General features: G+C 72.4%; 23 protein-coding genes, 1 pseudogene and 1 riboswitch. Of the genes and pseudogenes, 13 read left to right on the top strand and 11 right to left on the bottom strand.

Going from position 1 to position 26,758, the window contains the following annotated elements; genetic code table 11:
• Positions 1-28: 28 nt before the first annotated feature.
• The 5 genes from cobN to ACH4S7_RS00315 all read right to left on the bottom strand — a co-directional run bounded on the left by cobN (position 29) and on the right by ACH4S7_RS00315 (position 8,405).
• Positions 29-3,679, bottom strand: coding sequence for a cobaltochelatase subunit CobN (cobN, locus tag ACH4S7_RS00335; protein ID WP_398518797.1), 3,651 nt, complete (start codon positions 3,677-3,679; stop codon positions 29-31).
• Positions 3,676-5,460, bottom strand: a complete 1,785-nt coding sequence (locus ACH4S7_RS00330; protein WP_398518796.1) for a cobyric acid synthase — start codon at positions 5,458-5,460, stop codon at positions 3,676-3,678. The genes cobN and ACH4S7_RS00330 overlap by 4 nt, the downstream gene beginning before the upstream one ends.
• Positions 5,457-6,425 carry a cobalamin biosynthesis protein gene (locus tag ACH4S7_RS00325; RefSeq protein ID WP_398518795.1) on the bottom strand — a complete coding sequence of 323 codons (969 nt, stop codon included), beginning with the start codon at positions 6,423-6,425 and terminating at the stop codon, positions 5,457-5,459. The genes ACH4S7_RS00330 and ACH4S7_RS00325 overlap by 4 nt, the downstream gene beginning before the upstream one ends.
• Before the next feature lie 116 nt (positions 6,426-6,541).
• Positions 6,542-6,684, bottom strand: a riboswitch (cobalamin riboswitch).
• Positions 6,685-6,917: 233 nt separating this feature from the next.
• A complete protein-coding gene (locus ACH4S7_RS00320; RefSeq protein WP_398518794.1) occupies positions 6,918-7,142 on the bottom strand; it encodes a hypothetical protein in 225 nt (74 codons plus the stop codon).
• A 12-nt stretch (positions 7,143-7,154) separates the two neighbouring features.
• Complete coding sequence (locus ACH4S7_RS00315) at positions 7,155-8,405, bottom strand: anion permease (protein ID WP_398518793.1); 1,251 nt, start codon at positions 8,403-8,405, stop codon at positions 7,155-7,157.
• A 257-nt stretch (positions 8,406-8,662) separates the two neighbouring features.
• Between ACH4S7_RS00315 and ACH4S7_RS00310 the strand changes: the two genes are divergently transcribed.
• The 3 genes from ACH4S7_RS00310 (at position 8,663) to ACH4S7_RS00300 (ending at position 12,400) form a co-directional block, all read left to right on the top strand.
• Positions 8,663-9,325 (top strand): class II aldolase/adducin family protein, encoded by a 663-nt coding sequence (locus tag ACH4S7_RS00310; protein WP_398518792.1) that lies wholly within the window; start codon positions 8,663-8,665, stop codon positions 9,323-9,325.
• 383 nt (positions 9,326-9,708) lie between these two features.
• On the top strand, positions 9,709-10,836 hold the full coding sequence (locus ACH4S7_RS00305) for an alpha/beta hydrolase (protein ID WP_398518791.1): 1,128 nt from the start codon (positions 9,709-9,711) through the stop codon (positions 10,834-10,836).
• Positions 10,837-10,960: 124 nt separating this feature from the next.
• Positions 10,961-12,400: a hypothetical protein gene (locus tag ACH4S7_RS00300; protein ID WP_398518790.1), complete on the top strand. Its 1,440-nt coding sequence runs from the start codon at positions 10,961-10,963 to the stop codon at positions 12,398-12,400.
• Positions 12,401-13,170: 770 nt separating this feature from the next.
• Here ACH4S7_RS00300 and ACH4S7_RS00295 read toward each other — a convergent pair.
• Entirely contained in the window at positions 13,171-13,584 is a 414-nt protein-coding gene (locus tag ACH4S7_RS00295; RefSeq protein ID WP_398518789.1) for a VOC family protein, read from the bottom strand.
• Positions 13,585-13,872: 288 nt separating this feature from the next.
• Complete coding sequence (locus ACH4S7_RS00290) at positions 13,873-14,769, bottom strand: neutral zinc metallopeptidase (protein ID WP_398518788.1); 897 nt, start codon at positions 14,767-14,769, stop codon at positions 13,873-13,875.
• Positions 14,770-15,070: 301 nt separating this feature from the next.
• On the opposite strand from ACH4S7_RS00290, the gene ACH4S7_RS00285 reads away from it, so the two are divergent.
• From ACH4S7_RS00285 to ACH4S7_RS00275, 3 genes are all read left to right on the top strand, one after another.
• A complete protein-coding gene (locus ACH4S7_RS00285) occupies positions 15,071-16,669 on the top strand; it encodes an ABC-F family ATP-binding cassette domain-containing protein (RefSeq protein ID WP_398518787.1) in 1,599 nt (532 codons plus the stop codon).
• Between the two features lie 566 nt (positions 16,670-17,235).
• Positions 17,236-17,457, top strand: a complete 222-nt coding sequence (locus ACH4S7_RS00280) for a helix-turn-helix domain-containing protein (RefSeq protein WP_398518786.1) — start codon at positions 17,236-17,238, stop codon at positions 17,455-17,457.
• 154 nt (positions 17,458-17,611) lie between these two features.
• Positions 17,612-18,415, top strand: coding sequence for an enoyl-CoA hydratase/isomerase family protein (locus ACH4S7_RS00275; protein ID WP_398518785.1), 804 nt, complete (start codon positions 17,612-17,614; stop codon positions 18,413-18,415).
• 401 nt (positions 18,416-18,816) lie between these two features.
• On the opposite strand, the gene ACH4S7_RS00270 is transcribed toward ACH4S7_RS00275, so the two are convergent.
• On the bottom strand, positions 18,817-19,509 hold the full coding sequence (locus ACH4S7_RS00270) for a hypothetical protein (protein ID WP_398518784.1): 693 nt from the start codon (positions 19,507-19,509) through the stop codon (positions 18,817-18,819).
• A 166-nt stretch (positions 19,510-19,675) separates the two neighbouring features.
• On the opposite strand from ACH4S7_RS00270, the gene ACH4S7_RS00265 reads away from it, so the two are divergent.
• The 5 genes from ACH4S7_RS00265 (at position 19,676) to amaP (ending at position 22,065) form a co-directional block, all read left to right on the top strand.
• Positions 19,676-20,149 carry an Asp23/Gls24 family envelope stress response protein gene (locus ACH4S7_RS00265; protein WP_398518783.1) on the top strand — a complete coding sequence of 158 codons (474 nt, stop codon included), beginning with the start codon at positions 19,676-19,678 and terminating at the stop codon, positions 20,147-20,149.
• Positions 20,150-20,221: 72 nt separating this feature from the next.
• Positions 20,222-20,413 carry a hypothetical protein gene (locus ACH4S7_RS00260; RefSeq protein ID WP_398518782.1) on the top strand — a complete coding sequence of 64 codons (192 nt, stop codon included), beginning with the start codon at positions 20,222-20,224 and terminating at the stop codon, positions 20,411-20,413.
• A gap of 6 nt (positions 20,414-20,419) precedes the next feature.
• Complete coding sequence (locus ACH4S7_RS00255; RefSeq protein WP_398518781.1) at positions 20,420-20,806, top strand: Asp23/Gls24 family envelope stress response protein; 387 nt, start codon at positions 20,420-20,422, stop codon at positions 20,804-20,806.
• Entirely contained in the window at positions 20,803-21,480 is a 678-nt protein-coding gene (locus ACH4S7_RS00250; protein ID WP_398518780.1) for a DUF6286 domain-containing protein, read from the top strand. Before ACH4S7_RS00255 ends, ACH4S7_RS00250 begins: the two co-directional genes overlap by 4 nt.
• Positions 21,481-21,486: 6 nt before the next feature.
• Positions 21,487-22,065, top strand: a complete 579-nt coding sequence (amaP, locus tag ACH4S7_RS00245) for an alkaline shock response membrane anchor protein AmaP (protein ID WP_398518779.1) — start codon at positions 21,487-21,489, stop codon at positions 22,063-22,065.
• 38 nt (positions 22,066-22,103) lie between these two features.
• Here amaP and ACH4S7_RS00240 read toward each other — a convergent pair whose 3' ends face one another.
• Positions 22,104-23,033: a LysR family transcriptional regulator gene (locus tag ACH4S7_RS00240; RefSeq protein ID WP_398518778.1), complete on the bottom strand. Its 930-nt coding sequence runs from the start codon at positions 23,031-23,033 to the stop codon at positions 22,104-22,106.
• A 113-nt stretch (positions 23,034-23,146) separates the two neighbouring features.
• Here ACH4S7_RS00240 and ACH4S7_RS00235 point away from each other — a divergent pair, with 113 nt between their 5' ends.
• Positions 23,147-23,674 carry a DapH/DapD/GlmU-related protein gene (locus ACH4S7_RS00235; protein ID WP_398519973.1) on the top strand — a complete coding sequence of 176 codons (528 nt, stop codon included), beginning with the start codon at positions 23,147-23,149 and terminating at the stop codon, positions 23,672-23,674.
• Positions 23,675-23,824: 150 nt separating this feature from the next.
• Here ACH4S7_RS00235 and ACH4S7_RS00230 read toward each other — a convergent pair whose 3' ends face one another.
• Together ACH4S7_RS00230 and ACH4S7_RS00225 are read right to left on the bottom strand one after the other, a co-directional pair.
• Positions 23,825-24,580: an SDR family oxidoreductase gene (locus tag ACH4S7_RS00230; protein ID WP_398518777.1), complete on the bottom strand. Its 756-nt coding sequence runs from the start codon at positions 24,578-24,580 to the stop codon at positions 23,825-23,827.
• Between the two features lie 4 nt (positions 24,581-24,584).
• Entirely contained in the window at positions 24,585-26,372 is a 1,788-nt protein-coding gene (locus ACH4S7_RS00225; protein WP_398518776.1) for a glycoside hydrolase family 15 protein, read from the bottom strand.
• Positions 26,373-26,608: 236 nt separating this feature from the next.
• Here ACH4S7_RS00225 and ACH4S7_RS00220 point away from each other — a divergent pair.
• A pseudogene (locus ACH4S7_RS00220) lies at positions 26,609-26,749 on the top strand (DEDDh family exonuclease); the annotation flags it as partial.
• Positions 26,750-26,758 lie beyond the last annotated feature (9 nt).

Genomic DNA, 26,758 nt, shown 5'->3' with positions numbered 1-26,758 from the left:
CGCTCGCGGTACGGGGTTCCCGGGGCGCTCACTCGTCGCCCTCCAGATCGCCTTCGAGCTCCAGATACGTCTGCCGCAGCCGCTCCAGCGTCTCCGCGTCCGGCTCGGCCCACAGGCCCCGGTCCGCCGCCTCCAGGAGTCGTTCCGTGATGCCGCGCAGGGCCCAGGGGTTGGACTTCTTCATGAAGTCCCGGTTCTCCGGGGCGAAGACGTACTCCGCCGAGAGCTTCTCGTACATCCAGTCGTCCACGACCCCGGCCGTGGCGTCGTACCCGAAGAGGTAGTCCACGGTCGCGGCCATCTCGAAGGCGCCCTTGTAGCCGTGCCGCCGCATCGCGGCCATCCAGCGCGGATTCACCACCCGCGCCCGGAACACCCGGTGCGTCTCCTCGCCCAGCGTCCGCGTCTTCACCTGGTCGGGGGTGGCCGAATCGCCCACGTACGCCTCCGGGCTGGTGCCCGTCAGATGGCGCACCATCGCCACCATCCCGCCGTGGTACTGGAAGTAGTCGTCGGCGTCCACGAGATCGTGCTCCCGGGTGTCGACGTTCTTCGCCGCCACCGCGATGCGCCGGAACGCCGTCTCCATGTCCCCGCGCGCCGCCCGGCCGTCCAGCCCGCGTCCGTAGGCGTAGCCGCCCCACACCGCGTACACCTCGGCCAGATCGGCGTCGCTGCGCCAGTTCCGCGCGTCGATCAGCGGGAGCAGGCCGGCCCCGTACGCGCCCGGCTTGGAGCCGAAGATCCGGGCGGTGGCGCGGCGGCGGTCGCCGTGCTCGGCCGTGTCCTCGTCCGCGTGGGCCCGTACGTAGTTGGCGTCGGCGGGCTCGTCCAGCTCGGCCACCGTCCGTACGGCGTCGTCGATCAGGCCCACCACATGCGGGAAGGCGTCCCGGAAGAAGCCGGAGATCCGGACTGTGACATCGATCCTGGGCCGGCCCAGCTCCGCCAGCGGCACCACCTCGAAGCCGGTGACCCGGCGGGACGCGTCGTCCCAGACCGGGCGGCAGCCCAGCAGCGCCAGGATCTCGGCGATGTCATCACCCTGGGTGCGCATCGCCGATGTGCCCCAGACGGTGAGGCCCACCGAGGTCGGATAGGCGCCGGTGTCGGCGAGGTACCTGGCGACCAGCGAATCGGCGAGCGCCTGGCCGACCTCCCAGGAGAGCCGGGACGGAATCGCCTTCGGGTCGACGGAGTAGAAGTTGCGCCCCGTCGGGAGCACATTGACCAGCCCGCGCGTCGGCGAGCCGGAGGGCCCGGCCGGGACGTAGCCGCCGTCCAGCGCGCGCAGGATGTGGGTGATCTCGTCGGTCGTACGGGCGAGTCGGGGCACCACCTCGCGGCAGGCGAACTCCAGCACCGCCACCGGGTCCGGCAGCTCGGCGCCGAGCACCTCCCGCACCAGGGCGGGGACCCCGGCGGCGTCCCAGCCCAGCTCCTCCATGCGCTCCGCCAGTCGCCGGCAGAGCTGTTCCAGCAGATCGATCGCGTCCGCCGCCGACCTGGCGGGGCCCGGCACCAGGGAGCTGAGCCCGTCGGGGACCTTCACCCGCGCGCCCGGCTCGGCCAGCAACTCCTTCTCGACCAGGCCGAAGTGCTCGGCCAGCGAGGCCCGCAGCCCCGGCAGGGCGTTCGCCTGCCCGCCCCACACCTGGGACGCGCGCAGCACCGCCAGCACCAGATTGACCCGGGGTTCCGCCTCGGGGCCGCCGCCCAGCACATGCAGGCCGTCCCGGATCTGGACGTCCTTGATCTCACAGAGGTAGCCGTCGATGTGCATCACGAACTCGTCGAAGGAGTCGTCGTCCGGCTGCTCGTCCACATGGAGGTCGTGGTGCAGCTCGGCGGTCTTCACCAAAGTCCAGATCTGCGCCCGCACGGCCGGGGCCTTCACCGGGTCGAGATCGCTGACCAGGGCGTACTCATCCAGGAGTTGTTCCAGCTTCGCCAGGTCGCCATAGGTGTCGGCGCGCGCCATCGGCGGCACCAGATGGTCCACGACGGTGGCGTGCCCCCGGCGCTTGGCCTGGGTGCCCTCGCCGGGGTCGTTGACGATGAAGGGGTAGACCAGGGGCAGTTCACCGAGGACCGCGTCGGGGCCGCACCCTGCCGACAGCCCGAGGCCCTTGCCCGGCAGCCACTCCATGGTGCCGTGCTTGCCCATGTGGACGACGGCGTCGGCGCCGAACGACTCCTCCAGCCAGCGGTAGGCCGCCATGTAGTGGTGCGACGGGGGCATGTCCGGATCGTGGTAGATCGCGATCGGGTTCTCCCCGAAGCCGCGCGGCGGCTGGATCATCACGACCACATTGCCGAACTGCAGTGACGCCAGGACGACGTCGTCGCCATCGACGTAGAGGGTGCCCGGGGGCTCCCCCCAGTGCTCCAGCATCCCGTCGCGCAGCTCCGGTTCCAGCTTGTCGAACCAGCCACGGTAGTCGGCGAGCGGCACCCGGGCGGGGGCGGCGGCCAACTGCTCCTCGGTCAGCCACTCCACATCGTGCCCACCGGCGTTGATGAGCCGGTGGATCAGCTCGTCGCCGTTGTCCGGATAGCCGTCGACCTGGTAGCCGGCGTCCCGCAGCGCGTCCAGGACCCGCACCGCCGAAGCGGGTGTGTCGAGACCCACGGCGTTGCCGACCCGCGAGTGCTTGGTGGGGTAGGCGGTGAAGACCAGGGCGAGCTTCTTCTCGGCATTCGGCTTGTGCCGCAGCCGGGCGTGGCGCACCGCGATCCCGGCCACCCGCGCGGCCCGCTCGGGGTCCGCGACATAGACCGGTACGTCGTCGGGCCCGCGCTCCTTGAACGAGAACGGGACCGTGATCAGCCGCCCGTCGAACTCGGGGATCGCCACCTGCATCGCCGCGTCCATGGGCGAGAGGGCGGCGTCCGACGCCTCCCAGGCCGCCCGCGACGACGTGAGGCAGAGTCCCTGGAGCACCGGGACGTTCAGCTCGGCGAGGGCGCCGATGTCCCACGCCTCCTCGTCGCCGCCCGCGCTGGCCCGGGAGGCGTTGGTGCCGCCAGCCGCGAGCACGGTCGCGATCAGCGCGTCGGCCGTCCCCAGCAGCTCGTACAGCTCCGGTCCGGCGTCCCGCAGCGAACCGACGTACACCGGGAGTGCGTTGGCGCCCCGGGCCTCGATCCGGTCGCAGAGCACCTCCACGAAGGAGGTGTTCCCGGCGAGCTGGTGGGCGCGGTAGAAGAGCACGCCGACCGTGGGGCGGCCCTCCTCGCGGGCGTAGCCGCCGTGCACCCCCCACTCGGGCATCTTCTGCGGTTCGGCGAAGCCGTGGCCGGTCAGCAGCACGGTGTCGGAGAGGAAGCGGGCCAGCTCGACCAGATTCCCCGGGCCGCCCTCCACCAGATAGCGCAGAGCCTCGGCGACCACACCGGCCGGCACCGACGACTCGGCCATCAGCTCGGCGTCCGGGACGGCCTCCCCGCCGAGGAGCACCGTCGGTATCCCCGAGGCCCGCAGCGCGGCGAGCCCGTCCTCCCAGGCGCGCTTGCCGCCCAACAGCCGGACGACGGCGACCGAGGCGCCCTCGATCAGCCCGGGCAGTTCGGCGGCCACGTCGACACGGGTCGGATTGCCGATCCGGTACGGCGCGCCGGAGGCCCGGGCCGCCAGCAGATCCGTGTCGGCGGTCGACAACAACAGCACTGTGTTCATGCGGGTGCTCCGAGTTCTCCAGATGCGGCGGACGTGGTGGTGGGTGTGGCGGATGTACTGGGTGTGTCTGGTGTGGCGGTTGAGCCTGATGCGGTGACTGTGTCTGGTGCTCCGGATGCGCTGGACGCGCCGGATGTGTCCGATGCCTCGGCTGGGGCGGGCGCGCCGGATGTGTCCGATGCCGATGCCGATGCCGATGCCGTGGCCGGTGCGGGCGTCGGGTGGTCGGGCGCACCCGGCGGGATGAAGGGAAGACCGGCGGGCGCGCCGTGCTCGATGAGCCGCAGCAGCGCGTCCGTGTCCATGTGGTCCTCGACGAGATCGCCGAGGCGGTCGAGCTGTTCCTCGCGCAGGGCTTCGAACGACGTGTCCGGAGCGGGTACGAAGCGCCGGCCGGTGGCGCTCGCAACCCGGCTCAGGAACTGTCGTCGGAAGCCGTCGCTCTCCAACGAGCCGTGCCAGTGGGTGCCCCACACCTCACCGACCCGGCAGCCGCCCAGGAACTCCTCGCCGCCGAGCACATCGGCGACGCCGTGGTGGATCTCGTATCCCGTAACCGGCTCGCCGAGCGCTGTGCCCGCGGGCCGTGCAAGGGTCTTCTCGGCCCGGAACCGCACCCGCACGGGCAGCAGTCCCAGACCGGTCACGGAACCCGCCCGTGACTCGACCTCATCCGTGATGTGCTCACCGAGCACCTGGAACCCGCCGCAGATCCCCAGCACCGGACGGCCGTCGGCCGCCCTGCGCGCCAGCTCCCGCGCGAGTCCGCGCTCCCTCAGCCACTCCAACGCCCGTACCGTGCCCCGGGTTCCCGGCACGATCACGAGATCCGCATCGGCCAACTCCTCCGGCCGGTCCACGAATCGGACCACCACACCCGGCTCGGCGGCCAGTGCGTCCACGTCCGTGAAATTGGACATCAGCGGCACCGCGCACACCGCGACGCGCAGGATGTCCGCGCCGACGGGCGGTGCCACCACCGACTCGCGCACGGCTCCGCGCAACGAGACCCGCAGCCCGTCCTCCTCGTCGATGCCGAGGCCCCGCGCATACGGCAGCACCCCGTACACCTGCCGTCCGGTGAGTCCCCGGAGCATCTCAAGCCCCGGCTCCAGGAGTGCCACGTCCCCGCGGAACTTATTGACGAGATACCCCGCGACCAGCTTCTGGTCCTCGGCGCCGAGCAGTGCCGTCGTACCGAAGAAGGAGGCGAAGACGCCGCCGCGGTCGATGTCCCCGACGACGAGCACCGGGAGCCGTGCGGCCCGGGCGACCCCCATGTTCACGATGTCCGTACGGCGCAGATTGATCTCGGCCGGACTGCCCGCCCCCTCGCAGATCACGGCGTCATACGTGCCCCGCAGCTCCTCCAGGCACGCCACGACGGTCCCGAGCAGCGCCTCCTGCCGGCCGCCGCGCAGCGCGTTCCCCGGTGCGTCCGGCCCGCCGAAGAAGCCACGCGCGCTCAGCTCCCCGACCGGCTTGCCCAGCAGCACCACCTGACTGCTGCGGTCGCTCCCCGGTTTGAGCAGCACCGGATTCATCAGCGCCGTCGGCTCCACCCGCGCGGCCTGCGCCTGCATCGCCTGCGCGCGGCCGATCTCCGCGCCCTCCCGGGTCACGAAGGAGTTGAGCGACATGTTCTGGCCCTTGAAGGGGGCGACCTTCACGCCCTGCCGCACCAGCCAGCGGCAGATCCCGGCGGTGACGACGCTCTTGCCGGCGTCGGAGGTCGTCCCCGCCACCAGCAGCCCGCCACCGCGCTTCCCACGACCACTCATGCCGTCCCCTCCCGTCCGCGGACCCGCCGCGCTCCCCGGGTGGCCAACAGCCGCCCGGCCACACTCACGCCCAGCGCCAGCAGACCCACGCGCCGTGACAGCCGCACGGCGCGTTCGATGTCCGCGACCTCCACCGGCCGTCCCGCGCCATGGAGCACCGGCCGGTGCTCGACCCGGCCGCCGTACGCCAGGGTGCCGCCGAGCCGGACGCCGAGCGCTCCGGCGAACGACGCCTCCACGGGGCCCGCGTTGGGGCTCGGATGCCGGTGGGCGTCGGCCCGCCACGCCCGTACGGCGCCGCGCGGGTCGTCGCCCGCGAGCACCGCGAGAGCGGCCGTGAGCCGGGCGCCCGGCCAGCCGGCGAGGTCGTCGAGGCGGGCCGAGGCCCAGCCGAACCGGCGGTACCGGGGCGAACGGTGTCCGACCATCGCGTCCAGGGTGTTGACCGCGCGGAAGCCCACCAGACCCGGCACACCGGCGACCGCGCCCCAGACCAGCGCGCCCACCACGGCGTCGGAGGTGTTCTCGGCGACGGACTCCACGACGGCGCGGGCGATCTGCCGCTCGTCCAACGACTGCGGATCACGCCCGCAGAGATGGGGGAGTCGCGCACGGGCCCGGGTCACGTCCCCGGCTTCGAGGGCGGCGCCGATGGCGCGCGCCTCCCGTCCCAGCGACGTACCGCCGACGACGGTCCAGGTGGCGGCGGCGGTCAGGGCGACGGAAGCGGCGGGGGCGACCCGGACCCCGCGCGCGAGCAGCGCGGCGGCCAGTGCGGCGCCTCCGGCGCAGACGGCGGTGTGCAGGGCGCCCCACCCGCGGTGGTCACGCCACAGGACACGCTCGACGGCGCCCGCGGCACGACCGAAGGCGGCGACCGGATGTCCGCGGCGGGGATCGCCGAGCAGCAGGTCCCCGACGAGGCCGAGGGGGGCGCCGTACGCGAAAACTCGGTCGGCACGCATGGTTCAGGCCGGAGTCTCGTTCCGGACGGGTCGGGAGCGCGGGGCGCGACACGGGGGAGCGGCTGAACCGGGGCCGGGCATGGCGATATGTCCTCACTCAGGGTATCCGCGCCCTGGTTCGACGTGATCGACGGTGAGAGTTCCTGGCTTCCGGGGATGGTCGTCCTCGGTGACAGTGGCGGGACCGCGCCGGATTCGCACCGGCTTCCTCTGCTGACGTCGTAATGGCCTCGGCAGTCCACCACGCTGCGCGAACACCCGTCAACCTGCCGTTGACCTGCGACGGGGCAGTGTGCCGAGCCCCACACGGAACCGGGCCCAGTGGGGGAGTACGGGACGGCGTACGGGGGTGGACCCGGCCCGGGGGCGGGTGAGCCGTCCCCGGGTACGGCGCGGGCGTCCCCCGGCCGGCGGCGCCGGGAACGGCACCGGGCCGGAACATCGACGGCGATGTTCCGGCCCGGTGGGTGGTGCGGTGGTGCGGCGGTGACCTCAGGTCACGATCAGGAAGATCCCGTACGAGACGGCAGCCAGGCAGAGCGCGAAGCAGACATACGCGCCGGTGCGTGCGACGGCGACGGAGCCGCCGCCCTGGCCGCTCGCCGACGGCTCCTTGCTCAGGCCGATGATGCCCAGGGTGAACAGGCCCACCAGGGCCACGGTGGCGACGAGACTGATACCGAATACGGAGCCGAGGGCTGCCCAGTCGATGTTCATGCTGATCTGTCCTTACACCGCGGCCGGGCGCGTCGCCTGGCCGGGTTCGGAGGAGGCGGGGGTCGGGATGGTCGACTTGAGACCGTCCGCCACGGGAGTGCCGGCCGGGGGCGGGGTGACGGCCGCGATGGCCTCGGTCACGACGCCGGGAGCGTCGCCCTCGTCGTCTCCGTTGACGTTGGTGTGGTCGATGACCTGGCGGCGCGAGTACACCCAGATCGCGGCGGACGAGGCGACCAGGAAGATCGTGACGACGGCCATGCCCCAGTCACCCTGCCGGGTCACCAGCTCCGAGGCCGCGGCGACCAGACCGGCGGCCGGCAGGGTCAGACCCCAGGCCACGAACATCCGGGTGGCGGTGGACCAACGGACCACACCGCCCTTGCGGCCGAGGCCCGCACCCATCACGGCACCCGAGCAGGAGTGCGTGGTGGAGAGCGAGAAGCCGAGGTTGGAGGAGGCGAGGATGACGCTGGCCGCGCTGGTCTGGGCGGCGAAGCCCTGCTGCGGCTGGAGGTCGGTGAGGCCCCGACCCATGGTGCGGATGATGCGCCAGCCGCCGAGGTAGGTGCCGAGCGCGATGGCGACACCCGCCGAGACGATGACCCACATCGGGGGGTTGGAGCCGGGGACGAGCACGCCGCCCGCGACCAGGGCCAGCGTGATGATGCCCATCGTCTTCTGGGCGTCATTGGTGCCGTGGGCCAGCGAGACCAGACCGGCCGAGGCTATCTGGCCGGCGCGGTAGCCCTTCGCGGTGGACTTGGCGTCGGCGTTCTTGCCGAGCCTGTACGTCAGCCGGGAGGCCAGGTAGGCGCCGATGCCGGCCACCAGCGGGGCCGCGATGGCGGGGATCAGCACCTTGGTGACGACGGTGCCGCCGTTGACGCCGCTGATGCCGACCGAGGCGATGGTCGCGCCGATCAGACCGCCCATGAGGGCGTGCGACGAACTGGACGGAAGACCGACCAGCCAGGTCAGAAGATTCCAGAGGATGGCGCCGACGAGCGCCGCGAAGATGACTTCTGGGGTTATGCCTGATTCGTTGACGATGCCGCTGGAGATCGTCTTGGCGACCTCCACCGAAAGGAACGCGCCGACGAGGTTGAGCACGGCGGACATCGCCACCGCGGTCTTGGGCTTCATGGCGCCGGTCGAGATGGTCGTCGCCATCGCGTTGGCGGTGTCGTGGAAACCGTTCGTGAAATCGAACACGAGAGCCGTCACGATCACGATCGTGAGCAGCAGCGTGATGTGTTCCATTTACCCAGGCAATCTTTGGACGTCAGTGGCCCGGCGAACGTAGATAACCTGGATGAACGGAAGGTGAACTGGGGTGTACTTCGGGGTGTCTCCAAGTGAGGTTACGGACTCCACTTGCTCTCGGCGGGGGTTGATCGCGGCCCCCGGGCCGGGCCGCGCCCGGTCGAAGTGGCCGCTAAGGGCTATTCATGGCTTGTGTGGTGATATGCATCACGCGCGGTCTGTCGGGGCGCGGTTCCGGCTGCCAGGATCGTCATATGAGCGATCAGCCGAGTCAGGACGCGATCGAACAGGGGTGGCGCGATCTCGTCGTCACCGCCCGCAGGACGGCGGCGGAGGGGCTGGTGGTGGGCACATCGGGCAATGTCTCGGCCCGGGTCGGTGACCTCCTCCTGGTCACCCCCAGCGGGGTCCCCTACGACCGGCTCACCGCCGGCGACATCGTCGGCGTCGACCTCGACGGACGACAGGTCATCGGCCGTCTCGCGCCCACCAGCGAACTCCCCCTCCACCTGGCGGTCTACCAGGGCACCGGCGCCCGTGCCGTCGTCCACACCCACGCCGTGCACGCCACCGCCGTCTCCACCCTCGTCACCGAGCTGCCGCCGATCCACTACATGACCGCGGCGCTGGGCGGGCCCGTCCGCGTGGCTCCGTACGCCCTCTACGGCACCGAGGCCCTGGCGGAGCACATGCGCCGGGCCCTGGACGGCCGCACCGCGTGTCTGCTGCGGAACCACGGCACCATCGCCTACGGGGACACCCTCGACCAGGCGTACGACCGGACCGCGCAGCTCGAATGGATGTGTCGCCTCTGGCTCACCGCGTCCTCCCTGCCCGGCCGGGTCCCGTCGCTGCTCACCGACGCCCAGCTCACCGAGGTCACCGAACAGCTCAAGGGGTACGGCCAGCAAGGCTGAGCCCCCGGCGCCTGTGCCCCTGGCGCCTGTGCCCCCGGCGCCCGGGGCGAGGTATCCGGGGGCGAGGCGCCGACGGCCGGTGCTGCCACCGGCCGTCGGTGTCCGGGCGCCCGGGGCCCCGCCAGGGCGGGATGCGCGGTCGGACAAGTGCCCGGATCGGCGGCGGCGGGCGTCTGCGGTGGCGTCCCGGCGACCGCTCACGGCCCACGCCGACCGCTCCCGGGCCGGCGATGACCGGCTTCCGGGGGCCGATGACCGGGGCCGGCGCCTGGCGCACCAGCGCGGGCAGTCGGCAATGGGCGGCGGGCCGTGGGTGGCGGCACGACGCCCCCCACGGCCCCCGCCCGCTGGCAGGGCCGCCCGGTGGTGCCGACACTGGAGGGGTGCGCCCGGCAACAGTGACGGCAGCGGCCGTCACCACCCTGATCGGCGCCGGTGTGGTCGCGGTCGCGGCCGGCCGGTACGCCAGCGACGCGGTGCTCAAGGCGTCGCCCGGCCGGCCCCTGCCCGGCGACCCCCGGCTCACCGTGCACGCCGCGGAACCGGGCCGGATCACCCTGACCCGCGGTATGGCCTCCAGGCGGCCCGGCACCTACGGAATCGAAGGGCACGGTGTCCACGCGGTCGTCGGCCCGGTGCTCGACACCGTGCCGCACTCCGCCGACACCCTCGTCCGCCGCCTGGAACGCATCACCCACGGCACCCTGGACCCCGGCACCAGAGTGCGGCTGACCCCGAGCCTGCACACCGGCGACCCGACCGAAGCCCTCGGCATCGGCCATACCGACGTCAGCGTCCCGGGCGAGCTGGGGGCGTTGCCCGCCTGGTTCGTGCCCGGACCCCGGGACACCTGGATCATCGCCGTGCACGGGCTCGGCACCACCCGCGAACACCCGATGAACCTCCTTCCCTTTCTGCACGGCAGACGTCTACCGGTACTCGGGCTCGGGTACCGCGGCGACCCGGACGCTCCGCGCTCCCCCGACGGCCTCGGACGTCTCGGCGACGCCGAGTGGCGCGATCTCGATGCCGCCCTCCGCTTCGCCGTCCGCAACGGCGCGAACAAGGTGGTCCTGCACGGCTGGTCCACCGGCGCCACCATGGCGCTGCACGCGGCGACCCACTCCCCCCTCCGCGACCGTGTCAGCGGCCTCGTCCTGGACTCCCCGGTCCTCGATCGGGAAGCCACCCTCCGCGCCCTCGCCGCGGCCCACCACACTCCGGTCCCGCTGCTGCCGCTGGCCGTCCGGGCCGCCCAGGGGAGGGCCGGGCTCTACGGAGAATCGCTGCTCACCCTGGCCGACGCCCAGTCCCTGCGGGTGCCGACGCTGATCTTCCACGGCCCGGACGACACCCTCTCCCTCTGGGGCCCGTCCCGTGAACTCGCCGCCCGCCGCCCCGATCTCATCGGACTCCACACCGTCCGCGACGCCCCCCACGCGGCCATGTGGAACGCTGATCCGGCCCGCTACGAAGAGGCACTCCGCCGCTTCCTCACCCCCCTGATGTGACTCCCGGCGCACCACGCGCCTATCGTGATGCGGCCCTGTCAGAACGACCGTCGAAGACCGGCCAACCCTCGGCACCTCAGGTTCCGTTTGGGCTTTCGGGCTATCAGCGGGAAGACTGGTCCCCGTGACGTCCCGAAAGCCTGATGAGCAATTGGCGCGCAACTCCAGACTCCGTCTTGTCCGCCCGCGACCACTGGCCACCGCCCGACGGGCCGTGACGACCCGGCGTACCCGGCCGGCCCCGAGGCCGCCCGAGGGCACGCTGCCCCCCGCCGAACTGGCCCGCCAGGCCAGGGCGGTCCTCGCCGACGCCGTCCGCATCGCCCGCTGGGCGGCCGTGGAACGGGATCCCGGCACCACGCCGCTCGCCGCGACCGCCCAGGAACGGGCCGCCGCCGCGCTGCGACTGACCCCGCTCCAGGTACGCGCGGGCTGGGACCGCGCCCGTCTCGCCGGCCTTGTCGAACTGCACGGCGACACCGCCCGCCCCGGCTGGCGGCTGCGCGCCTGGGACCGCGACGACATGGCCGTACTGCGTGGCTGGGTCGCCCTGCTCGACGCCTGGTCGCTGGCCCACCCGGCGCCGGACGACGTCGCCCCCGCGGCGGTCGCCGAGGTCGTCGAGGCCGTCCCCCAGTTGCTCTCCCTCCTTCAGCTCTCGGCCGGGCCCGTGCTGGTGCCCGCCCTGCTCGACCTGCTGGAACAGCGCGTCGCGGAACTGCGCGCCGAGCGCTGCGAAGTCCCCTATGGGCCGCAGGCCCAGCCGCTGCCCGCCCCCGACGCCACCGCGCCGGAGAACGCGGGCCCCGCCGCGGGCGTCACACCCGCCCCCGCGGCCGGTACCGTCGCCCCCCTCCTGGACTGGGCCCTCGACGGACTCGCCTCCGTCGGCGCGCTCACCCTCGACAGGGGCCGCTCCGCCACTCTCACCCCCCTCGGTAGCTGGGCGGTCTGGGTCAAGCTGGAACAGATCTGCGTCGCAGCCCAGAGCCCGGCCGGCAACATCGAGCAGCCCGCCGACGACATGCTGCGCGGCTGTGCCCGCCTCACCCCCGGCCCCGCACGCGCCGAGTACCGCGCCTGGTTGGCGGCCCGCACCGTCGCCGGCGCGGTCGCCGAACTGCTCGCCGTCGCCCGGGGCGAGGACGCCCTGCTGCGCGGACTCGCCTTCGAGGCGCTCCGGGTCGTCGGCGGCCCCGCCGAGGCCGAGGTCCGCGCCGCCGCCACCGAACCCCCGCTGCGGCCCTACGCGCTCCTCTGGCTCGCCGAGTACGGCGGGATGGACGCCGAGGACGCCCATGACGTCCTGACCCGGGAGGAGGCGACCTGGCTCTGGGTGGACACCGCGGCGGCCGTCACCGACCACGGAGAGCCCCAGCTACTCCTGCGCCACCTCGACTCCGCGGTGCAGGGCACGGTCCCGGCGCTGCTCGACGAGGTCCGCGCCGGAGGCCACCCGCGCACCGTCCAGGTCCTGGTCGCCCTGGCCGCCGCCCACCCCGACCCGGCCCTCGCGAAGGCCGTGCGCCGGGCCGCCTTCCAGGTCCACACCGGCGGCGCCTAGGCACTGCCCGAGCGATCGCGTCGGGCCCCGCCGACGACTACGACACGCCCCCTCGACCCGTGCGGCCGGGGGGAGGCGCCGCGACCTCGGCTCGTGGGGCCTGCGGAAACCCGGCGCCTCGGCCCTCGGCTAGGGCGGCCTGGAGAGGCCCCACGCCTCGGCCCGTGCGGCCTGGGAGGCGCCACGACCTCGGCTCGTGGGGCCTGCGGAAACCCGGCGCCTCGTGTGCGGCCTGGCAGGGCCTCATGCTCGGCCCGTGGGGCCTGGTGGGATCCCCTGCGGAGTCGTCGGAGCCATCGGGGGATGTCCGGTACGAGGACAACTCCCGTGGCTTCGCCGGGGCCCCTCGGCCTTGCGATGCGTCCCCTGGGCCCTTGCGGCCTGGGGGAGGCTCGCGGCCCGGAGAGGCCCCACGCCTTGACCCGTGGGCCTGGGGGGAGCCTCACGCCTCGACCCGTGCGGCCTGGGGGGAACCCCACGGGTCGGCTCGTGGGGCCTGCGGAAACCCGGCGCCTCGGCCCTCGGCACGTGGCGCCGGGGGAGGCCCCGCGCCTCGGCTCGTGCGGGCCTGGAGAGGCCCATGCATCCGACGCCGCGGGCTGGTCCTCGAAGATCGCCCGGACAGCCCCCAGGCGGGGGTGCTCCGGCCGTCCGGCCGGAGGCCGAGCCCGGGCCGGAACGCCCCGGGGGACGCACGCCCGTAAGCCCCGCCGCGCCCGCTCCCGGCTCCTGCGCACACCCGCCCACGGCCCCCCGGCGGCGCCGCGCACTCAGCCCTTGGGGCCGTCGGGGACCTCGGGTATGTAGTTCCCGAAGCTCCAGACGTTGCCCTCCAGATCCCGCGCCAGGTAGTCCCGCGCTCCGTACTCCTTGTCGGACGGCGGTGCCACGATGTCCACCCCGTACGCCGAAGCCCTGTCGTGGTGCGCGTCGACGTCATCGACATGGACGAAGACGCCCGTCGGCCCGGCCCCCGCCATCAGGGTGTCGAAGTCCCCACCCGTCATCTTGCTGCCCAGCATCACCATGCCGTTGCCGTACGTCAGCTCGGCGTGGGCGACCAGACCGCTCGCGTCCTCGTACACCGCGCCGCTGGTGAAGCCGAAACCCTCGGTGAGCTGCTTGATCGCGGCCCTGGCGTCCGCGTACAGCAGCGACGGACAGATACTCGCTGACTGCGCCATGTCCCTCACTCCCTCACGATCGGTCCGATCGGTCGATCGAACGGTGCTCACGGCCGACGGTGTCGACCGCGCTCACGAGCCGAATCCCCGCGAGCGGGCCGAGCGGCCCCCGACGGTCCGGATGTGAGCTGCGTCTCAGTCTGGCACCCACCACTGACAATGCTCGTCGAGACCGCTCCGCCGCAGGTCACAGCCGCTCCGACCGGCCCAGCCGACCGGGAGCCGCTCCGACCTGCCGCCGACCGGCCCAGTCGGACCGGAGCCGCCCGGCGCGGGCCGCCGCGCAGCTCAGCGGAAGGTGTCGCAGCGCGCCATGTCGCCCGTCCGGTACCCCGTGAAGAACCACTGCTGCCGCTGTGCCGCCGAGCCGTGCGTCCAGGTCTCCGGAGTGACCCGCCCCTGGAACCTCTCCTGGATCCGGTCGTCGCCGACCGCCGCCGCCGCGTCCAGTCCGTCCCGGATGTCGGCGTCCGTCAGCCGGGCCAGCACCGGCCGTCCCGTCCGCTCGTCCGGTGTCGTCGTCGCGTGGTGCGCCCAGACCCCCGCGTAGCAGTCCGCCTGCAGCTCCACCCGTACCGCGTTGCTCCCGGCGCCTTTCCGGCCGTCCTGCGCCCGCTGGAGCGTCCCCATGAGGTTCTGCACGTGGTGGCCGTACTCGTGCGCCACCACATAAGCCTGTGCGAACGGCCCGCCGCTCGATCCGTAGCTCGTCCGCAGCTCGTCGAAGAACCCCAGGTCCAGATAGATCTGCCGGTCGGTCGGGCAGTAGAACGGCCCCACCGCCGAGGTCGCGGCCCCGCACGCCGTGTTCACCCGGCCGGAGAACAGCACGGTCCGTGCGTCCGTGTAGCGCCCCTGCCGCCGTGGGAACTCCGCCCGCCAGTAGTCCTGAACGCTGTTGACCACCGCCACGATCCGGCAGTCGTCCCGCGTATTGGCGTCCGAACCCCGCTTGCATGCCTGATCGACCTCCGCCTGTGAAGACGCCGACGCGGTCACGGCCGGTACCGGCTCGCCCGATGACAGCCCCAGCTGTTCGGGCCCCACGCCGAAGACGAGTCCCAGGATCAGCGCGATCAGCCCGGCCACGCCCCCGCCGATGGTGGCCCGGCCCCCGGGGACCCGACTCCGGCGCACATCCCTGACCTCGGACGTGTCCAGACGGGCGTCGTCGTCGAACTGCATGGGCCACCACTCTCGGTCCGATGCTCACCGGCGGGGGGCAGCCCACCGCCCTGCGCCGAGTATCGATCACCAAGGACCGTTCTGCCCTTTTTGTTATTTTCGGTCCCTTGTCGGGAGGCCCCCGCTCCCCGCCGTGGGAAAGCCCCCGGCTCTTCCTTCCCGGCCCCTGGCCACGAGCCGGGAAATGCACTTGCCCCGCCCCGTTAGACTGGCCCTTATGGCCATACTCCGTATGCATTAGACGGCGTCGAAGCTCCCACGCCCCTTCCTTCCGCCGTCCATACCGCCCTGGAGTCTGTCCGTGATCACCGCTTCCGGCATCGAGCTGCGCGCCGGCGCGCGCGTCCTCATCGAGTCCGCTTCCTTCCGTATCGCCAAGGGCGACCGCATCGGCCTCGTCGGCCGCAACGGCGCCGGCAAGACCACCCTCACCAAGTGCCTCGCGGGCGACGGCGTCCCCGCGGCCGGCACCATCACCCGCTCCGGTGAGGTCGGCTACCTCCCGCAGGACCCGCGCACCGGCGACCTCGACACCCTCGCGCGCGACCGCATCCTCTCGGCCCGTGACCTCGACTCCGTACTGAGAAAGATGCGGGAGAACGAGGACCGGATGGCCAATGGGCAGGGCGCCACCCGCGAGAAGGCGATGAAGAAGTACGAGCGCCTGGAGACCGAGTTCCTCACCAAGGGCGGTTACGCCGCCGAGGCCGAGGCATCCACCATCGCCGCCGCGCTCGGTCTGCCCGACCGGGTCCTGGGACAGCCCCTCCATACGCTCTCCGGTGGTCAGCGCCGCCGGGTCGAGCTGGCGCGCATCCTGTTCTCGGACGCCGACACCCTGCTGCTCGACGAGCCCACCAACCACCTCGACGCCGACTCGATCGTCTGGCTGCGCGACTACCTGAAGTCCTACCGCGGTGGATTCATCGTGATCTCCCACGACGTCGACCTGGTCGAGACCGTCGTCAACAAGGTCTTCTACCTCGACGCCAACCGGTCCGCGATCGACATCTACAACATGGGCTGGAAGCTCTACCAGCAGCAGCGCGAGGCCGACGAGAAGCGCCGCAAGCGCGAGCGCCAGAACGCCGAGAAGAAGGCCGCGGCCCTCAACTCGCAGGCCGACAAGATGCGCGCCAAGGCCACCAAGACGGTCGCCGCGCAGAACATGGCCAAGCGCGCCGAGCGGCTGCTCGCCGGCCTGGAGGAGGTGCGGGCCTCCGACAAGGTCGCCAAGCTGCGCTTCCCCGAGCCCGCGCCCTGCGGGAAGACCCCGCTCACCGCCGAGGGCCTGTCCAAGTCGTACGGATCGCTTGAGATCTTCACCGATGTGGACCTGGCGATCGACAAGGGCTCCCGGGTCGTCATCCTCGGCCTCAACGGCGCGGGCAAGACGACGCTGCTCCGGCTGCTCGCCGGAGTGGAGACGCCCGACACCGGCGCGGTCACTCCCGGTCACGGCCTCAAGCTCGGTTACTACGCCCAGGAGCACGAGACCCTCGATCCGGAGCGCTCGGTCCTGGAGAACATGCGTTCCTCCGCCCCCGACCTCGATCTGGTCGCGGTGCGCAAGACGCTCGGCTCGTTCCTGTTCTCCGGGGACGACGTCGACAAGCCGGCCGGAGTCCTCTCGGGTGGTGAGAAGACCCGGCTGGCCCTCGCCACCCTGGTCGTCTCGTCCGCCAACGTCCTCCTGCTCGACGAGCCCACCAACAACCTCGACCCGGCCAGCCGCGAGGAGATCCTCGGCGCGCTGCGCACCTACAAGGGCGCGGTCATCCTCGTCACCCACGACGAGGGCGCGGTCCACGCGCTGGAGCCGGAGCGGATCATCCTGCTGCCGGACGGCGTCGAGGACCTGTGGGGCGCGGACTACGCCGACCTGGTGGCCCTGGCCTGACCTCCGGCACCCCGCCGCCCCACGGGTGGCGGGGCCGCCGGCGTCCGCACCATCCAGCCCGGTACAGCACGCCGCCACCCGCCCGGCCCCGTGGCGGTGACCCCTTCGCGCCCCCGCCACCCTCGCCGCCCGGTTCGCGCCCCGTTCCGCCTCCTCCGGCCCGCCCTCCCGCCCGCCCCGGCTCCGGGACCCCCGCTCCATCCGTCGTCGTGTCGGCTCGTCGGACGGGGGACCGGCACGTGATCCACTCCGTATGGATCATTCGGCTCACGCGTGATCCATCATCTGAGTGAGGGCGTCTCATCCTGTGGCGCGGCGATCGGCGGATGGTCACTGTGCGTGGGGGCGCCCGGGTCGGCTCGTACGCACGGTCGCTGACCTGGAGATTCCTTCGACGGGCCGTCCCGGCGCATGGACGCGAATCCACGGAACGAGGTATTCCGGGGGCGCCGGGCACGCGGCGCGCACCCAAAGCTCCCCCGATGGACCTTGCTGAATGGGTGGCCAGGAAGCGCACGAGGGGTGATCATGAGAAGTCCAGAGCGCACTTCCACGAGGAGGCACGGGTGGCCGAGACTCTGAAGAAGGGCAGCCGGGTAACCGGCGCCGCGCGTGACAAGCTCGCGGCAGACCTGAAGAAAAAGTACGACTCCGGTGCGAGCATCCGGGCGCTGGCCGAAGAGACCGGCCGCTCCTATGGGTTCGTCCACCGGATGCTGAGCGAGTCCGGAGTCACGCTGCGGGGACGCGGCGGAGCGACACGAGGCAAGAAGGCCGCTTCGCCCTGATTCCCGAGGCTGATTCCTGAGGCTCCTTCGGTCCACCGGGTTCACGGTGACCACCCGGCCGGTCGGACGGCCGACCGGGTGGCTACCGTCGGGTTATTACTGTGCGGTCGCTTAGGGCGATCCGTACGGACTGAACCCGAATCGGAGGCGCCCCATGACTTCGCTCGATTCCGCGCGTGACTTCGTCTTGGACCAGGACGGTGTACGACTCACCGTCGAGGACGCGGTCGCCACGGTGACCCTGACCAACCCGTCCAAGCGCAACGCTCAGTCCCCCGCTCTGTGGCGGGCGTTGACACAAGCGGGTCGGTCGCTACCGGGCACCGTGCGCATCGTGGTGCTGCGTGGCGAGGGTAAATCCTTCTCCGCGGGGCTCGACCGACAGGCGTTCACGCCCGAGGGCTTCGACGGCGAGCCGTCCTTCCTCGATCTCGCACGCGGATCCGACGCGGAACTCGACGCCGCCATCGCCGAGTACCAGGAGGCTTTCACCTGGTGGCGGCGGAGTGATCTCGTCACGATCGCGGCCGTCCAGGGCCATGCGATCGGTGCCGGTTTCCAGCTCGCGCTGGCGTGCGATCTCCGGGTCGTCGCGCGCGACGCCCAGTTCGCCATGCGCGAGACCAGCCTCGGACTCGTCCCCGATCTCGGCGGTACGCATCCACTGGTCTCGCTGGTCGGCTACGCCCGCGCGCTGGAGATCTGCGCCACGGGCCGCTTCGTCCACGCCGATGAGGCCGAGCGCATCGGGCTCGCCAACCTCGTGGTGCCCGCCGCGGAGCTGGACGACGCCGTACGGGATCTGACCGCCGCGCTGCTCGCGGCGGAGCGGGACGCGGTGGTCGAGACGAAGGCGCTGCTCCGGGGTGCCGTCGGGCGTTCGTACGACGAGCAGCGCACCGCCGAGCGTGCCGCGCAGGCACGCCGGCTGCGCGACCTCGCGGGCCTCGGAGACTGAGGGCGCACGGCCGGTGCGGGGCGGCCAGTGCGGTGCGGGGCGGCCGGTGCGCTGTCGCACTGCCGCGAGCCGCTGTCACGCCCCGGCCCGGCCGGGCGCAGGGCCGCACCTCGACGCCGACGCCCCGCGAGGACCTCGCACCGGCACCCGCCAGGACCTCCACACCGGCACCCGGGCCGGCCGGCCCGGCGTGCCCGCCAGGACGACGGACGCCGGCCCCCCCGCCCGGTCAGCGGTGCCGGTGCCTCGCCAGGACGGCGACACCGGCGCCCCGGCCGGACAGGTCAAGTCGGCGCCCCCGTCGGAACCTCGGCACGGCGCCGCGCGAGCACGACAGCACCGGCGCCCCGCCAGGACCTCGGCATCGGCACCCCGGTCGGCTCGACCACTTGCTGAGCCGGTCAGACGGCCACGGCGGTGACCAGGACCGATACCGGCCTGCCGTCCCCCAGCTCCGCAGAGACCGCGGCACGGACCGCCCGCACCACATCCAGCGGGCGGTGACCACGTGCCACCGCCACCTCGACCCGCACATGGTCCGACGCCAGATGCACCGCCGCGCCCAGGGTCGCCGTCAGCCGGGCGACCCCCGGCGCGGCGGCGGCGACCCGGGCCGCGGGATCCGCCACGGACACGGCCCGTCCCCCGACCGGGGGAGTGGCGGTCGGACTTTCCCCGGCCGTCGCCGCCCCGTCCCCCTCGGGCGCGTCCAGCAGCTCCGTCACCCGTAGATCCACCTCGGTGACGGTCAGCCCCAGCTCCTCCACGGCGGCCGTGAACAACGCATCCCGCACGGCGGATGCCACCGCCGGCAGGGGCAGGTCCGCCGTCGCCGCGAAGTCCGCCTCGATCCGCAGCGGCCCCGGTGGCAGGGCACTCGGCGGCGCCGGTACGGACCCCGGCGGGGCGGCGCCGTCCGGATCGGCCGGGGTGACCCGCAACCGGCCCGGCACCGCCCCCTCGATCCGGCCCGCCGCGAGCCGTAGTACCGGGTCGGCGGCCTGTTCGGTCAGCCAGGCCCCGTCCTCGGGCCCGCCCAGCGGAAGCAGTCTCCCGAGGCCGAGCCGTGCGCGTACCGCATCAGCAGTCGTCATTGCCCCAGCCTGCCGTATCCCCGGCGCGAGACAGGGCATTCGCACTTAGTGTGGTGAATAGAATGCCTTTCGGGGCAATCGTGAAGGTGCTCCCCAGGGGAGTCCGTCAGCCCGGCAGCGCCGGGCGCACCGGACGGACCCGCCAGTTCGGAAAGGACGCGACGCGATGACCGACACCACCGGCACTGGGCCGTCCGGCTCAGGCGACGAGCACAGGAAGACATCGACCGGCAAGCGCGGCGGCGGCGACCCCGGGTCCCGCGGCCGTACCACCATCGCCGACGGGGTGGTGGAGAAGATCGCCGGACTCGCCGCACGTGATGTGGTCGGCGTGCACGCGATGGGCAGCGGTCTCTCCCGGACGTTCGGCGCGGTGCGCGACCGGGTGCCCGGCGGTGCCAAGTCCAATGTCACCCGGGGAGTGAAGGCGGAGGTCGGGGAGGTGCAGACCGCGCTCGATCTGGAGATCGTCGTGGACTACGGCGTCTCCATCTCCGACGTGGCCCGCGCGGTACGCGAGAACGTGATCTCCGCGGTGGAACGCATGACGGGCCTGGAGGTCGTCGAGGTCAACATCGCGGTCAGCGATGTGAAGCTGCCCGAGGAGGAAGAGGACGAGCCGGAGCCACGTCTCCAGTAGTTCCTGTTCTCCCATTCCCCGTCGGTCCTGTCAGTCCAGTTGTTTCCGTGTTCTTCAGTTGAGGAGCTCACCATGAGCATGGCTGTCGTCGGCCTCGTGGCCGGCATGGCGCTCGGCTTCGCCGGATACTTCGGCGGCTTCGGCGCGTTTCTGCTGGTCGCCGCGCTCGGGGCGGTCGGGTTCGTGGTCGGGCGCTTCCTGGAGGGCGATCTGGAACCCGCGGAGTTCTTCCGGGGACGCGAGCGCGGCGACCGGCGGCGGTGACACGGGGTGGCCACGGATCACCTCGCACCGACCACCGAACACCGTACGGCGGAGGGACGCGTAGCCGCCGCCGACCGGGGCTCGACCGTCATCGCCGACCGGGTGGTGGCGAAGATCGCCGCACAGGCGGCACGGGAGGCGCTCGACGGCGTTCCCGCCGCCGGTGGCACGCCCCACGCGATGGTCACCGTGCACCAGGACTCCGCACGGGTCCGGATCAGCCTCGAACTCGACTACCCCTCCGACATCGGCCGGCAGTGCGGCGCGGTGCGCCGACGCGTCGCCGAGCGGGTCGAGACGCTGGCGGGCATGGACGTGCCCGACGTCGCGGTCCTCGTGGAGCGGCTGCACTCGGCGCACACCCGCGGCGCCACCCTGGGGAGGCTCGCATGACCGGCCCCGTACCACCGGCGCTCGATCCCGACCCGTCCGACCCGTCCGACCCGTCCGACGCGTCCGGTCCGCACGCGGCGCGCGAGGAGGGAGCGGAGGGCCCTGGTTCGCGGTCCGGCGCGGCCGGGAAGGCCGGCCGTTTCTGGTCCGTACGGCGGATTCCGGCCGCGCTGCTCTCGCTGATCGTCCTCGGTGGTGCGGGCCTGCTGCTGTACGACATCGTGGCGGTCCGGGCGGACCGGCCCGCCATGGAGTGGCGGCGGGCCACCGCGGACCGGCTGGCCCGGTGGCGGCTGGACGAGCCCTGGGCGCTGGCCGCCGCCGCGGTGCTGGCGCTCATCGGCCTCTGTCTGATCCTCATCGCGCTCACCCCCGGTCTGCGCAAGCTGCTGCCCATGCGCCGCGACGACGCGTCCGTACGGGCGGGCCTGTCCCGGGACGCCGCCGCACAGGTGTTGCGGGACCGGGCGATGGAGGTCGCCGGGGTGCAGTCCGTACGGGTGCGGATGGGCCGGTCCAAGGTGCTGGTGCGGGCTCGTTCCCACTTCCGTGAACTCGACGACGTACGCGAGGACCTGGACGCGGCGCTGGGCGGGGGCATCACCGAACTCGGACTCGCCCGGTCGCCCAAGCTGACCGTGCGGGTCGCCAGGCCATCGGCCAAGAAGGGGTGACACGGAATGCTTCGGGGCGTCAATCGAGTGCTGCTCGGGCTCGCGGGTCTGGTGCTACTGGCCGTGGGCGGTGGGGCGCTGGCGGCGGGTGCCGGGCTCTCGGTGCCGTCCTGGTGGCCCTGGGACGGCCGCCGGGACGTGCTGCTGAGCACGGCGGACCGGGAGCGGTGGCGGGACGAGGGCTGGTGGTGGCCGGCGATCATCGCGGGCCTCGCGGTGCTGGTCCTGCTGGCGCTCTGGCTCTTCCTGGCCCAACTGCGCCGACGGCGGCTCACGGAGGTGCTGGTGGACAGTGGCGACGGTGCGGGCGCGCGCCTGCGGGGCCGGACGCTGGAGGGCGCGACGGCGGCGGAGGCGGAGTCGCTGGACGGCGTGGAACGGGCGCGGATCAGACTCTGCGGCCGGCGCCGTGAACCCGTCATGCGGGTACGGCTCCTGCTGGAGCCCTTCGCCTCACCGGCCGGCACGCTGGACCGGCTGACCTCGGAGGCCGTGGCGCACGCCCGCGAATCGGCGGGCCTCGCGTCGCTTCCGACGGAGGCCCGTCTGGACGCGGCCAAGCACCGGGCCAGCCGGGTCTCCTAGGTCCTGGCTGAATAATTCAATTCGGTCGTCCAGTCCGGTCAGCGGTCTGCCCAGTCCGGCGCCCACACGTCGTGCGGGGTTCGTGGGCCCGCGGTGCGCAGATGGGCGCGTAGCGCGGTCAGCACGGGGTGTTGGTCTCCGCTGCGGAACAGCAGCACGTGCGGGTAGACCGGGGTCGGGTCGTGCAACGGGATGCGTCGTAGGTCGTGGGTCTGGGGCCACAGGTACCGGTCACCTCCGCCGACGAGGGTGGCGAGCGAGGTCGAGTCGGCCAGCGCGTCCATCAGGGCCTCGTCACCGAAGTTGGGGCCGAGCGCGTCGATGCTCAGGCCGAAGGCATCGGACAGCGCTTGGTAGAACGCTGCCCACTCCGTGCCCGGTCTGATCCCGGGGATCCAGATGCGGTGGCCTGCCAGGTCCGCGGGACTGACCCAAGGTGCGTTCGCCAAGGGGTGGCCGGGTCCGACCAGGAGTTCCAGGGGTGCGTCCAGCAGTCGTTCGGCGCTGATCCCGGCCGGGACCTGGTCTGCCGGCAGGGCACGGAAGGACGCGTCGACCGTCCCTTCGAGCACCGCCTGGGCGGCCTGGGCGGCGTTCTCCTTGCTCAGCGTGACCGCGTCCAGCTCCATCTCGGGGTGGGAGCGGTAGAACCGGTAGACGGCCTGGGCCGGGGAGATGCGCCGATTGAGGACATCGACGCGCAAGGGACGGCTGCCGGGGCGCACGGCCTGCTCGGCCTGCTCGATGACCGCCAGGACCTTCTTGGCGTGTGGCAGGAAGACCTGCCCGTCCAGGCTCAGCCGGGAGCCTCGGGAGGTCCGCACCAGGAGCGTGACCTCGATGTGCCTCTCCAGGGCCGCGATTCGCTTGGAGACCGCCTGCTGGCTGATCCCCAGCTCGTCGGCGGCAGCTTGGAACTGGCCGGTCCCGGCGACGGCCACGAATGTCCGCAGCGCTTCAACATCCACGCTGCCACGCTACAGGTACAACCATTGGTTGTGTCTGGTGGATGCAGGGTTGTTTGATCGAGTGCTCTGCGCGGTGGTGGGATCAGCGCATGTCTACCCGTACAGAGCAGGTCATGTATGTCCAGACGCCTGAGTTCACGCGTCATGTGGAGCGGATCGTGGAGGTGACCGATGCGACGTCTCGACTGAACGTGCTTCCGTTCAGCGACAGCGAAGGCCGCGCGGAACTACTTTCCGTTGTGCTCGGTGGCCCGCTGCCGGAGTCGGTGACGATCTACCCGCCGTTCTTCACCGAGTGCGGGCTGAACACGACGTTCGGGGAGAACGTCTTCGTCAACCAGGGATGCACCTTCATGGACAAGGGAGGCATCCGCATCGGCGACGGCGTCATGATCGCCCCGAAGGTCAGCCTCATCACCGGAGGCCATCCGCTGCCCCTGGCCGAGCGCCGCGAATACCTCTCCTTCGCCCCGATCGTCATTGAGGACGACGTCTGGATCGGGACGGCTGCCGTGATCACGCAGGGGGTGACCATCGGTGCCGGTGCGGTGGTCGCTGCGGGTGCGGTGGTCACTCGTGACGTTCCTGCCGGCACCGTGGTCGGGGGAGTGCCCGCCCGGGTGATCAAGACGATCGACTGAGTCCGGCCGGGCTGCCGGCCCGGGGGCGCGGCCCCGCGCCTGAGGGCGCCGAACCCGCCCCGGGCCTGTCCCGGCCTGCCGAAGGCCCCTGACGACGGGTGTCCCGCGCCGGGATCAGAAGCCGAGCCGGGATCAGAGGCCGCGCCGGGATCAGAAGCCGCGGCGGGTGCCGCCATCCACCGGCAGCATCACGCCCGTCAGATACGACGCGGCCGGTGACAGCACGAACGCCGCCACCTTCCCGAACTCCTCCGGCGTGCCGTACCTCCGCAGCGGAATCCGGGACTCCTGCCCGGCGCGGGCCGCCTCCGCGTCGCCCGAGAGGGCGTCGAGCTCACGGACGCGGTCCGTGTCGATGCGGGACGGGAGCAGGCCCATAACCCGGATGCCCCGGGGACCCAGTTCGTCCGCGAGGGACGCGGCGAAGCCGGCGAGTCCCGGGCGCAGACCGTTCGAGATCGTCAGGCCCGGGATGGGCTCGTGGACGGAGGCCGAGAGCACGAAACCGATCACGCCGCCCTCGCCCAGTTCCGCGGCGGCCGTACGGGCCATCCGCACCGCGCCGAGGAACACCGACTCGAACGACGTACGCCACTGGTCGTCCGTGACGTCCGCGACGAACCCCGGTGCCGGACCGCCGACACTGATCAGCACTCCGTCGAACCGCCCGAAGTGCGCCCGGGCCGCCGCGATCAGCCGTTCCGCGCCCGACGGATCGGCGTTGTCCAGGGCCACGCCCACCGCGTTCGGCCCGAGCTCCGCCGCGGCGTCACTGACCGTCCGCTCGTCGCGGCCGGTGATCACGACCTTCGCGCCGTCCGCGACCAGCGCGCGCGCCGAAGCGTTGCCCAGCCCCCGAGAGGCACCCGTCACCACATACACACGGTCGTTCAATCCAAGATCCATGGGCCTATCCTGCATTCTCCTCCCGGCTCAGCGCGAGAGCGGTCGTCACCAGGGCGATATGGCTGAACGCCTGGGGGAAGTTCCCGAGCTGTCGTCCCGACACCGGGTCGTACTCCTCGGCGAGCAGCCCGACGTCGCTCCGCAGCGCCAGCAGCCGCTCGAAGAGCTCCCGGGCCTCCTTCCCCCGCCCGGTCATCCGCAACGCGTCCGCCAGCCAGAACGAGCAGGCCAGGAAGGCGCCCTCGTCCCCCGGCAGCCCGTCCACGGTCACTCCCGAGGTGCTGTAGCGGCGCACCAGACCGCCGGGGGTGCCCAGCTCCGCCCGGACCGCGTCCACCGTCCCGATCACCCGTGGATCGTCGGGCGGCAGAAAGCCGACCCGGGGGATCAGCAGGGTCGCCGCGTCGAGTTCCGCGGAGCCGTAGTACTGGGTGAAGGTGTTCCGCGCGGGGTCGTACGCCTTCTCGCACACCTCCCGGTGCACCTCGTCCCGCATCGCCCGCCACCGCCGTACGTCCCCGCGCAGGGTGGGGTCCGACTCCAAGGTGCGGACGGCGCGGTCGGCCGCCACCCACGCCATCACCTTGGAGTGGGTGAAATGCCGGCGCGGTCCCCGCACTTCCCACAGTCCCTCGTCCGGCTCGCGCCACTTCGACTCCAGGAATCCGAGCAGGCTGAGCTGGAGGTACCAGGCGTGCCGCTCCGAGGGCAGCCCCGCCTCCCTGGCGAGGAAGAGGGAGTCCAGCACCTCGCCGTACACATCGAGCTGCAACTGCTTCACGGCTGCGTTCCCGGTGCGTACGGGGGTGGAGCCGGCGTACCCCGCCAGCCAGGGCAGCTCCGTCTCCGGCAACCGGCGCTCCCCGGCCAGCCCGTACATGATCTGGAGGTCGGCCGGGTCGCCCGCCACCGCCCGCAGCAGCCAGTCCCGCCAGGCCGCGGCCTCTTCCTGGTAGCCCGCCTCCAGCAGGGCGCCCAGGGTGAGGGTGGCGTCCCGCAGCCAGCAGAACCGGTAGTCCCAGTTCCGTACCCCGCCCAGCTCCTCCGGCAGGGAGGTGGTGGGCGCGGCCACGATGCCGCCCGTCGGGCCGTAGGTGAGCGCCTTCAGCGTGATCAGCGAACGGACCACGGCCTCCCGGTAGGGGCCCTCGGTGCTGCACCGCCGCGCCCAGTCGTGCCAGTCGCGCAGACTGCCCTTCAGCGCGTCGAACGGGTCGACGAGTTGGGACATCCGCTGGTGCGACGGGTGCCAGGTCAGCACGAAGGCCACCTGCTCGCCGGCGCCGACCGTGAACGACGAGATGGTGCTGAACTGCTGGCCCCAGGTCTTGACCTGCGGTTCGCTGCGGAGCCAGACGGCGTCCGGACCGGCGACGGCCACCCGGTGGCCGTCCGCGCGCCGCATCCACGGCACGACCGATCCGTAGTCGAAGCGCAGCCGGAGCACGCCCTCCATCTCGACCGAACCGCTGACACCCTCCACGATCCGCATCACATCGGGCGTCCGCTCGCGCTGCGGCATGAAGTCGGTGATCTTCACCGTGCCGGTCGGTGTGTCCCACACCGATTCCAGCACCAGTGAGTCACCCAGATAGCCGCGGCTGGTGCAGGGGCCGGCGCCCTTCGGTGCGAGCCGCCAGTGGCCGTTGTCCTCGCCGCCGAGGATGGCGGCGAAGCACGCCGCCGAGTCGAAGCGGGGGAGACAGAGCCAGTCGATGGAGCCGTCCTTGCCGACCAGTGCCGCCGTCTGGAGATCGCCGATCAGGGCGTAGTCCTCAATGCGAAGAGTCACGTTCTGGCCTGTTCCCGTCCGTTGGGACGGCTAAGCAGACGGAAGCGCGGAAGCCTCCGGAACGCGGCGCGGTGCCCCTGCGTGCGCGGGCGGGCGAGGTGCGGCCCGGCTGGCTGGGCTGATCGCACGGGGGATGCCCCCGTGCGTGGCCGGGGCGCGGCAACAGGACCGGTACGGGGACCGGAACCACCCGGTGCCCCGCGTGCGGGCGGGAGTGTGGGCGCGTGGCAGCGCGGGTCGATCGGGCGGCGGAGGCGGGGCTGCACATCGCCACCAGCGTCTCCCGGCTGACCAGTCTGCTGGTCACCAATGACCCGGACTCGGCGACCTCGAAGACCGTCAAGGCGAAGTCGTTCGGGACACCGATCGTGGACGAGGGGGGCGCG

Source organism: Streptomyces sp. NPDC020965 (assembly GCF_044333555.1).
In the GTDB taxonomy this organism is placed as follows: Bacteria; Actinomycetota; Actinomycetes; order Streptomycetales; family Streptomycetaceae; genus Streptomyces.
Note: the sequence above shows the minus strand (reverse complement) of the source record. Positions and strands in the feature narration are given on the sequence as shown.

What these genes read in the sequence shown, in the direction of transcription:
- cobN (WP_398518797.1), bottom strand. Translation starts at nt 3,679, where the DNA reads ATGAACACAGTGCTGTTGTTGTCGACCGCCGACACGGATCTGCTGGCG.
- ACH4S7_RS00330 (WP_398518796.1), bottom strand. Translation starts at nt 5,460, where the DNA reads ATGAGTGGTCGTGGGAAGCGCGGTGGCGGGCTGCTGGTGGCGGGGACG.
- ACH4S7_RS00325 (WP_398518795.1), bottom strand. Translation starts at nt 6,425, where the DNA reads ATGCGTGCCGACCGAGTTTTCGCGTACGGCGCCCCCCTCGGCCTCGTC.
- ACH4S7_RS00320 (WP_398518794.1), bottom strand. Translation starts at nt 7,142, where the DNA reads ATGAACATCGACTGGGCAGCCCTCGGCTCCGTATTCGGTATCAGTCTC.
- ACH4S7_RS00315 (WP_398518793.1), bottom strand. Translation starts at nt 8,405, where the DNA reads ATGGAACACATCACGCTGCTGCTCACGATCGTGATCGTGACGGCTCTC.
- ACH4S7_RS00310 (WP_398518792.1), top strand. Translation starts at nt 8,663, where the DNA reads ATGAGCGATCAGCCGAGTCAGGACGCGATCGAACAGGGGTGGCGCGAT.
- ACH4S7_RS00295 (WP_398518789.1), bottom strand. Translation starts at nt 13,584, where the DNA reads ATGGCGCAGTCAGCGAGTATCTGTCCGTCGCTGCTGTACGCGGACGCC.
- ACH4S7_RS00290 (WP_398518788.1), bottom strand. Translation starts at nt 14,769, where the DNA reads ATGCAGTTCGACGACGACGCCCGTCTGGACACGTCCGAGGTCAGGGAT.
- ACH4S7_RS00275 (WP_398518785.1), top strand. Translation starts at nt 17,612, where the DNA reads ATGACTTCGCTCGATTCCGCGCGTGACTTCGTCTTGGACCAGGACGGT.
- ACH4S7_RS00270 (WP_398518784.1), bottom strand. Translation starts at nt 19,509, where the DNA reads ATGACGACTGCTGATGCGGTACGCGCACGGCTCGGCCTCGGGAGACTG.
- ACH4S7_RS00265 (WP_398518783.1), top strand. Translation starts at nt 19,676, where the DNA reads ATGACCGACACCACCGGCACTGGGCCGTCCGGCTCAGGCGACGAGCAC.
- ACH4S7_RS00260 (WP_398518782.1), top strand. Translation starts at nt 20,222, where the DNA reads ATGAGCATGGCTGTCGTCGGCCTCGTGGCCGGCATGGCGCTCGGCTTC.
- ACH4S7_RS00250 (WP_398518780.1), top strand. Translation starts at nt 20,803, where the DNA reads ATGACCGGCCCCGTACCACCGGCGCTCGATCCCGACCCGTCCGACCCG.
- amaP (WP_398518779.1), top strand. Translation starts at nt 21,487, where the DNA reads ATGCTTCGGGGCGTCAATCGAGTGCTGCTCGGGCTCGCGGGTCTGGTG.
- ACH4S7_RS00235 (WP_398519973.1), top strand. Translation starts at nt 23,147, where the DNA reads ATGTATGTCCAGACGCCTGAGTTCACGCGTCATGTGGAGCGGATCGTG.
- ACH4S7_RS00230 (WP_398518777.1), bottom strand. Translation starts at nt 24,580, where the DNA reads ATGGATCTTGGATTGAACGACCGTGTGTATGTGGTGACGGGTGCCTCT.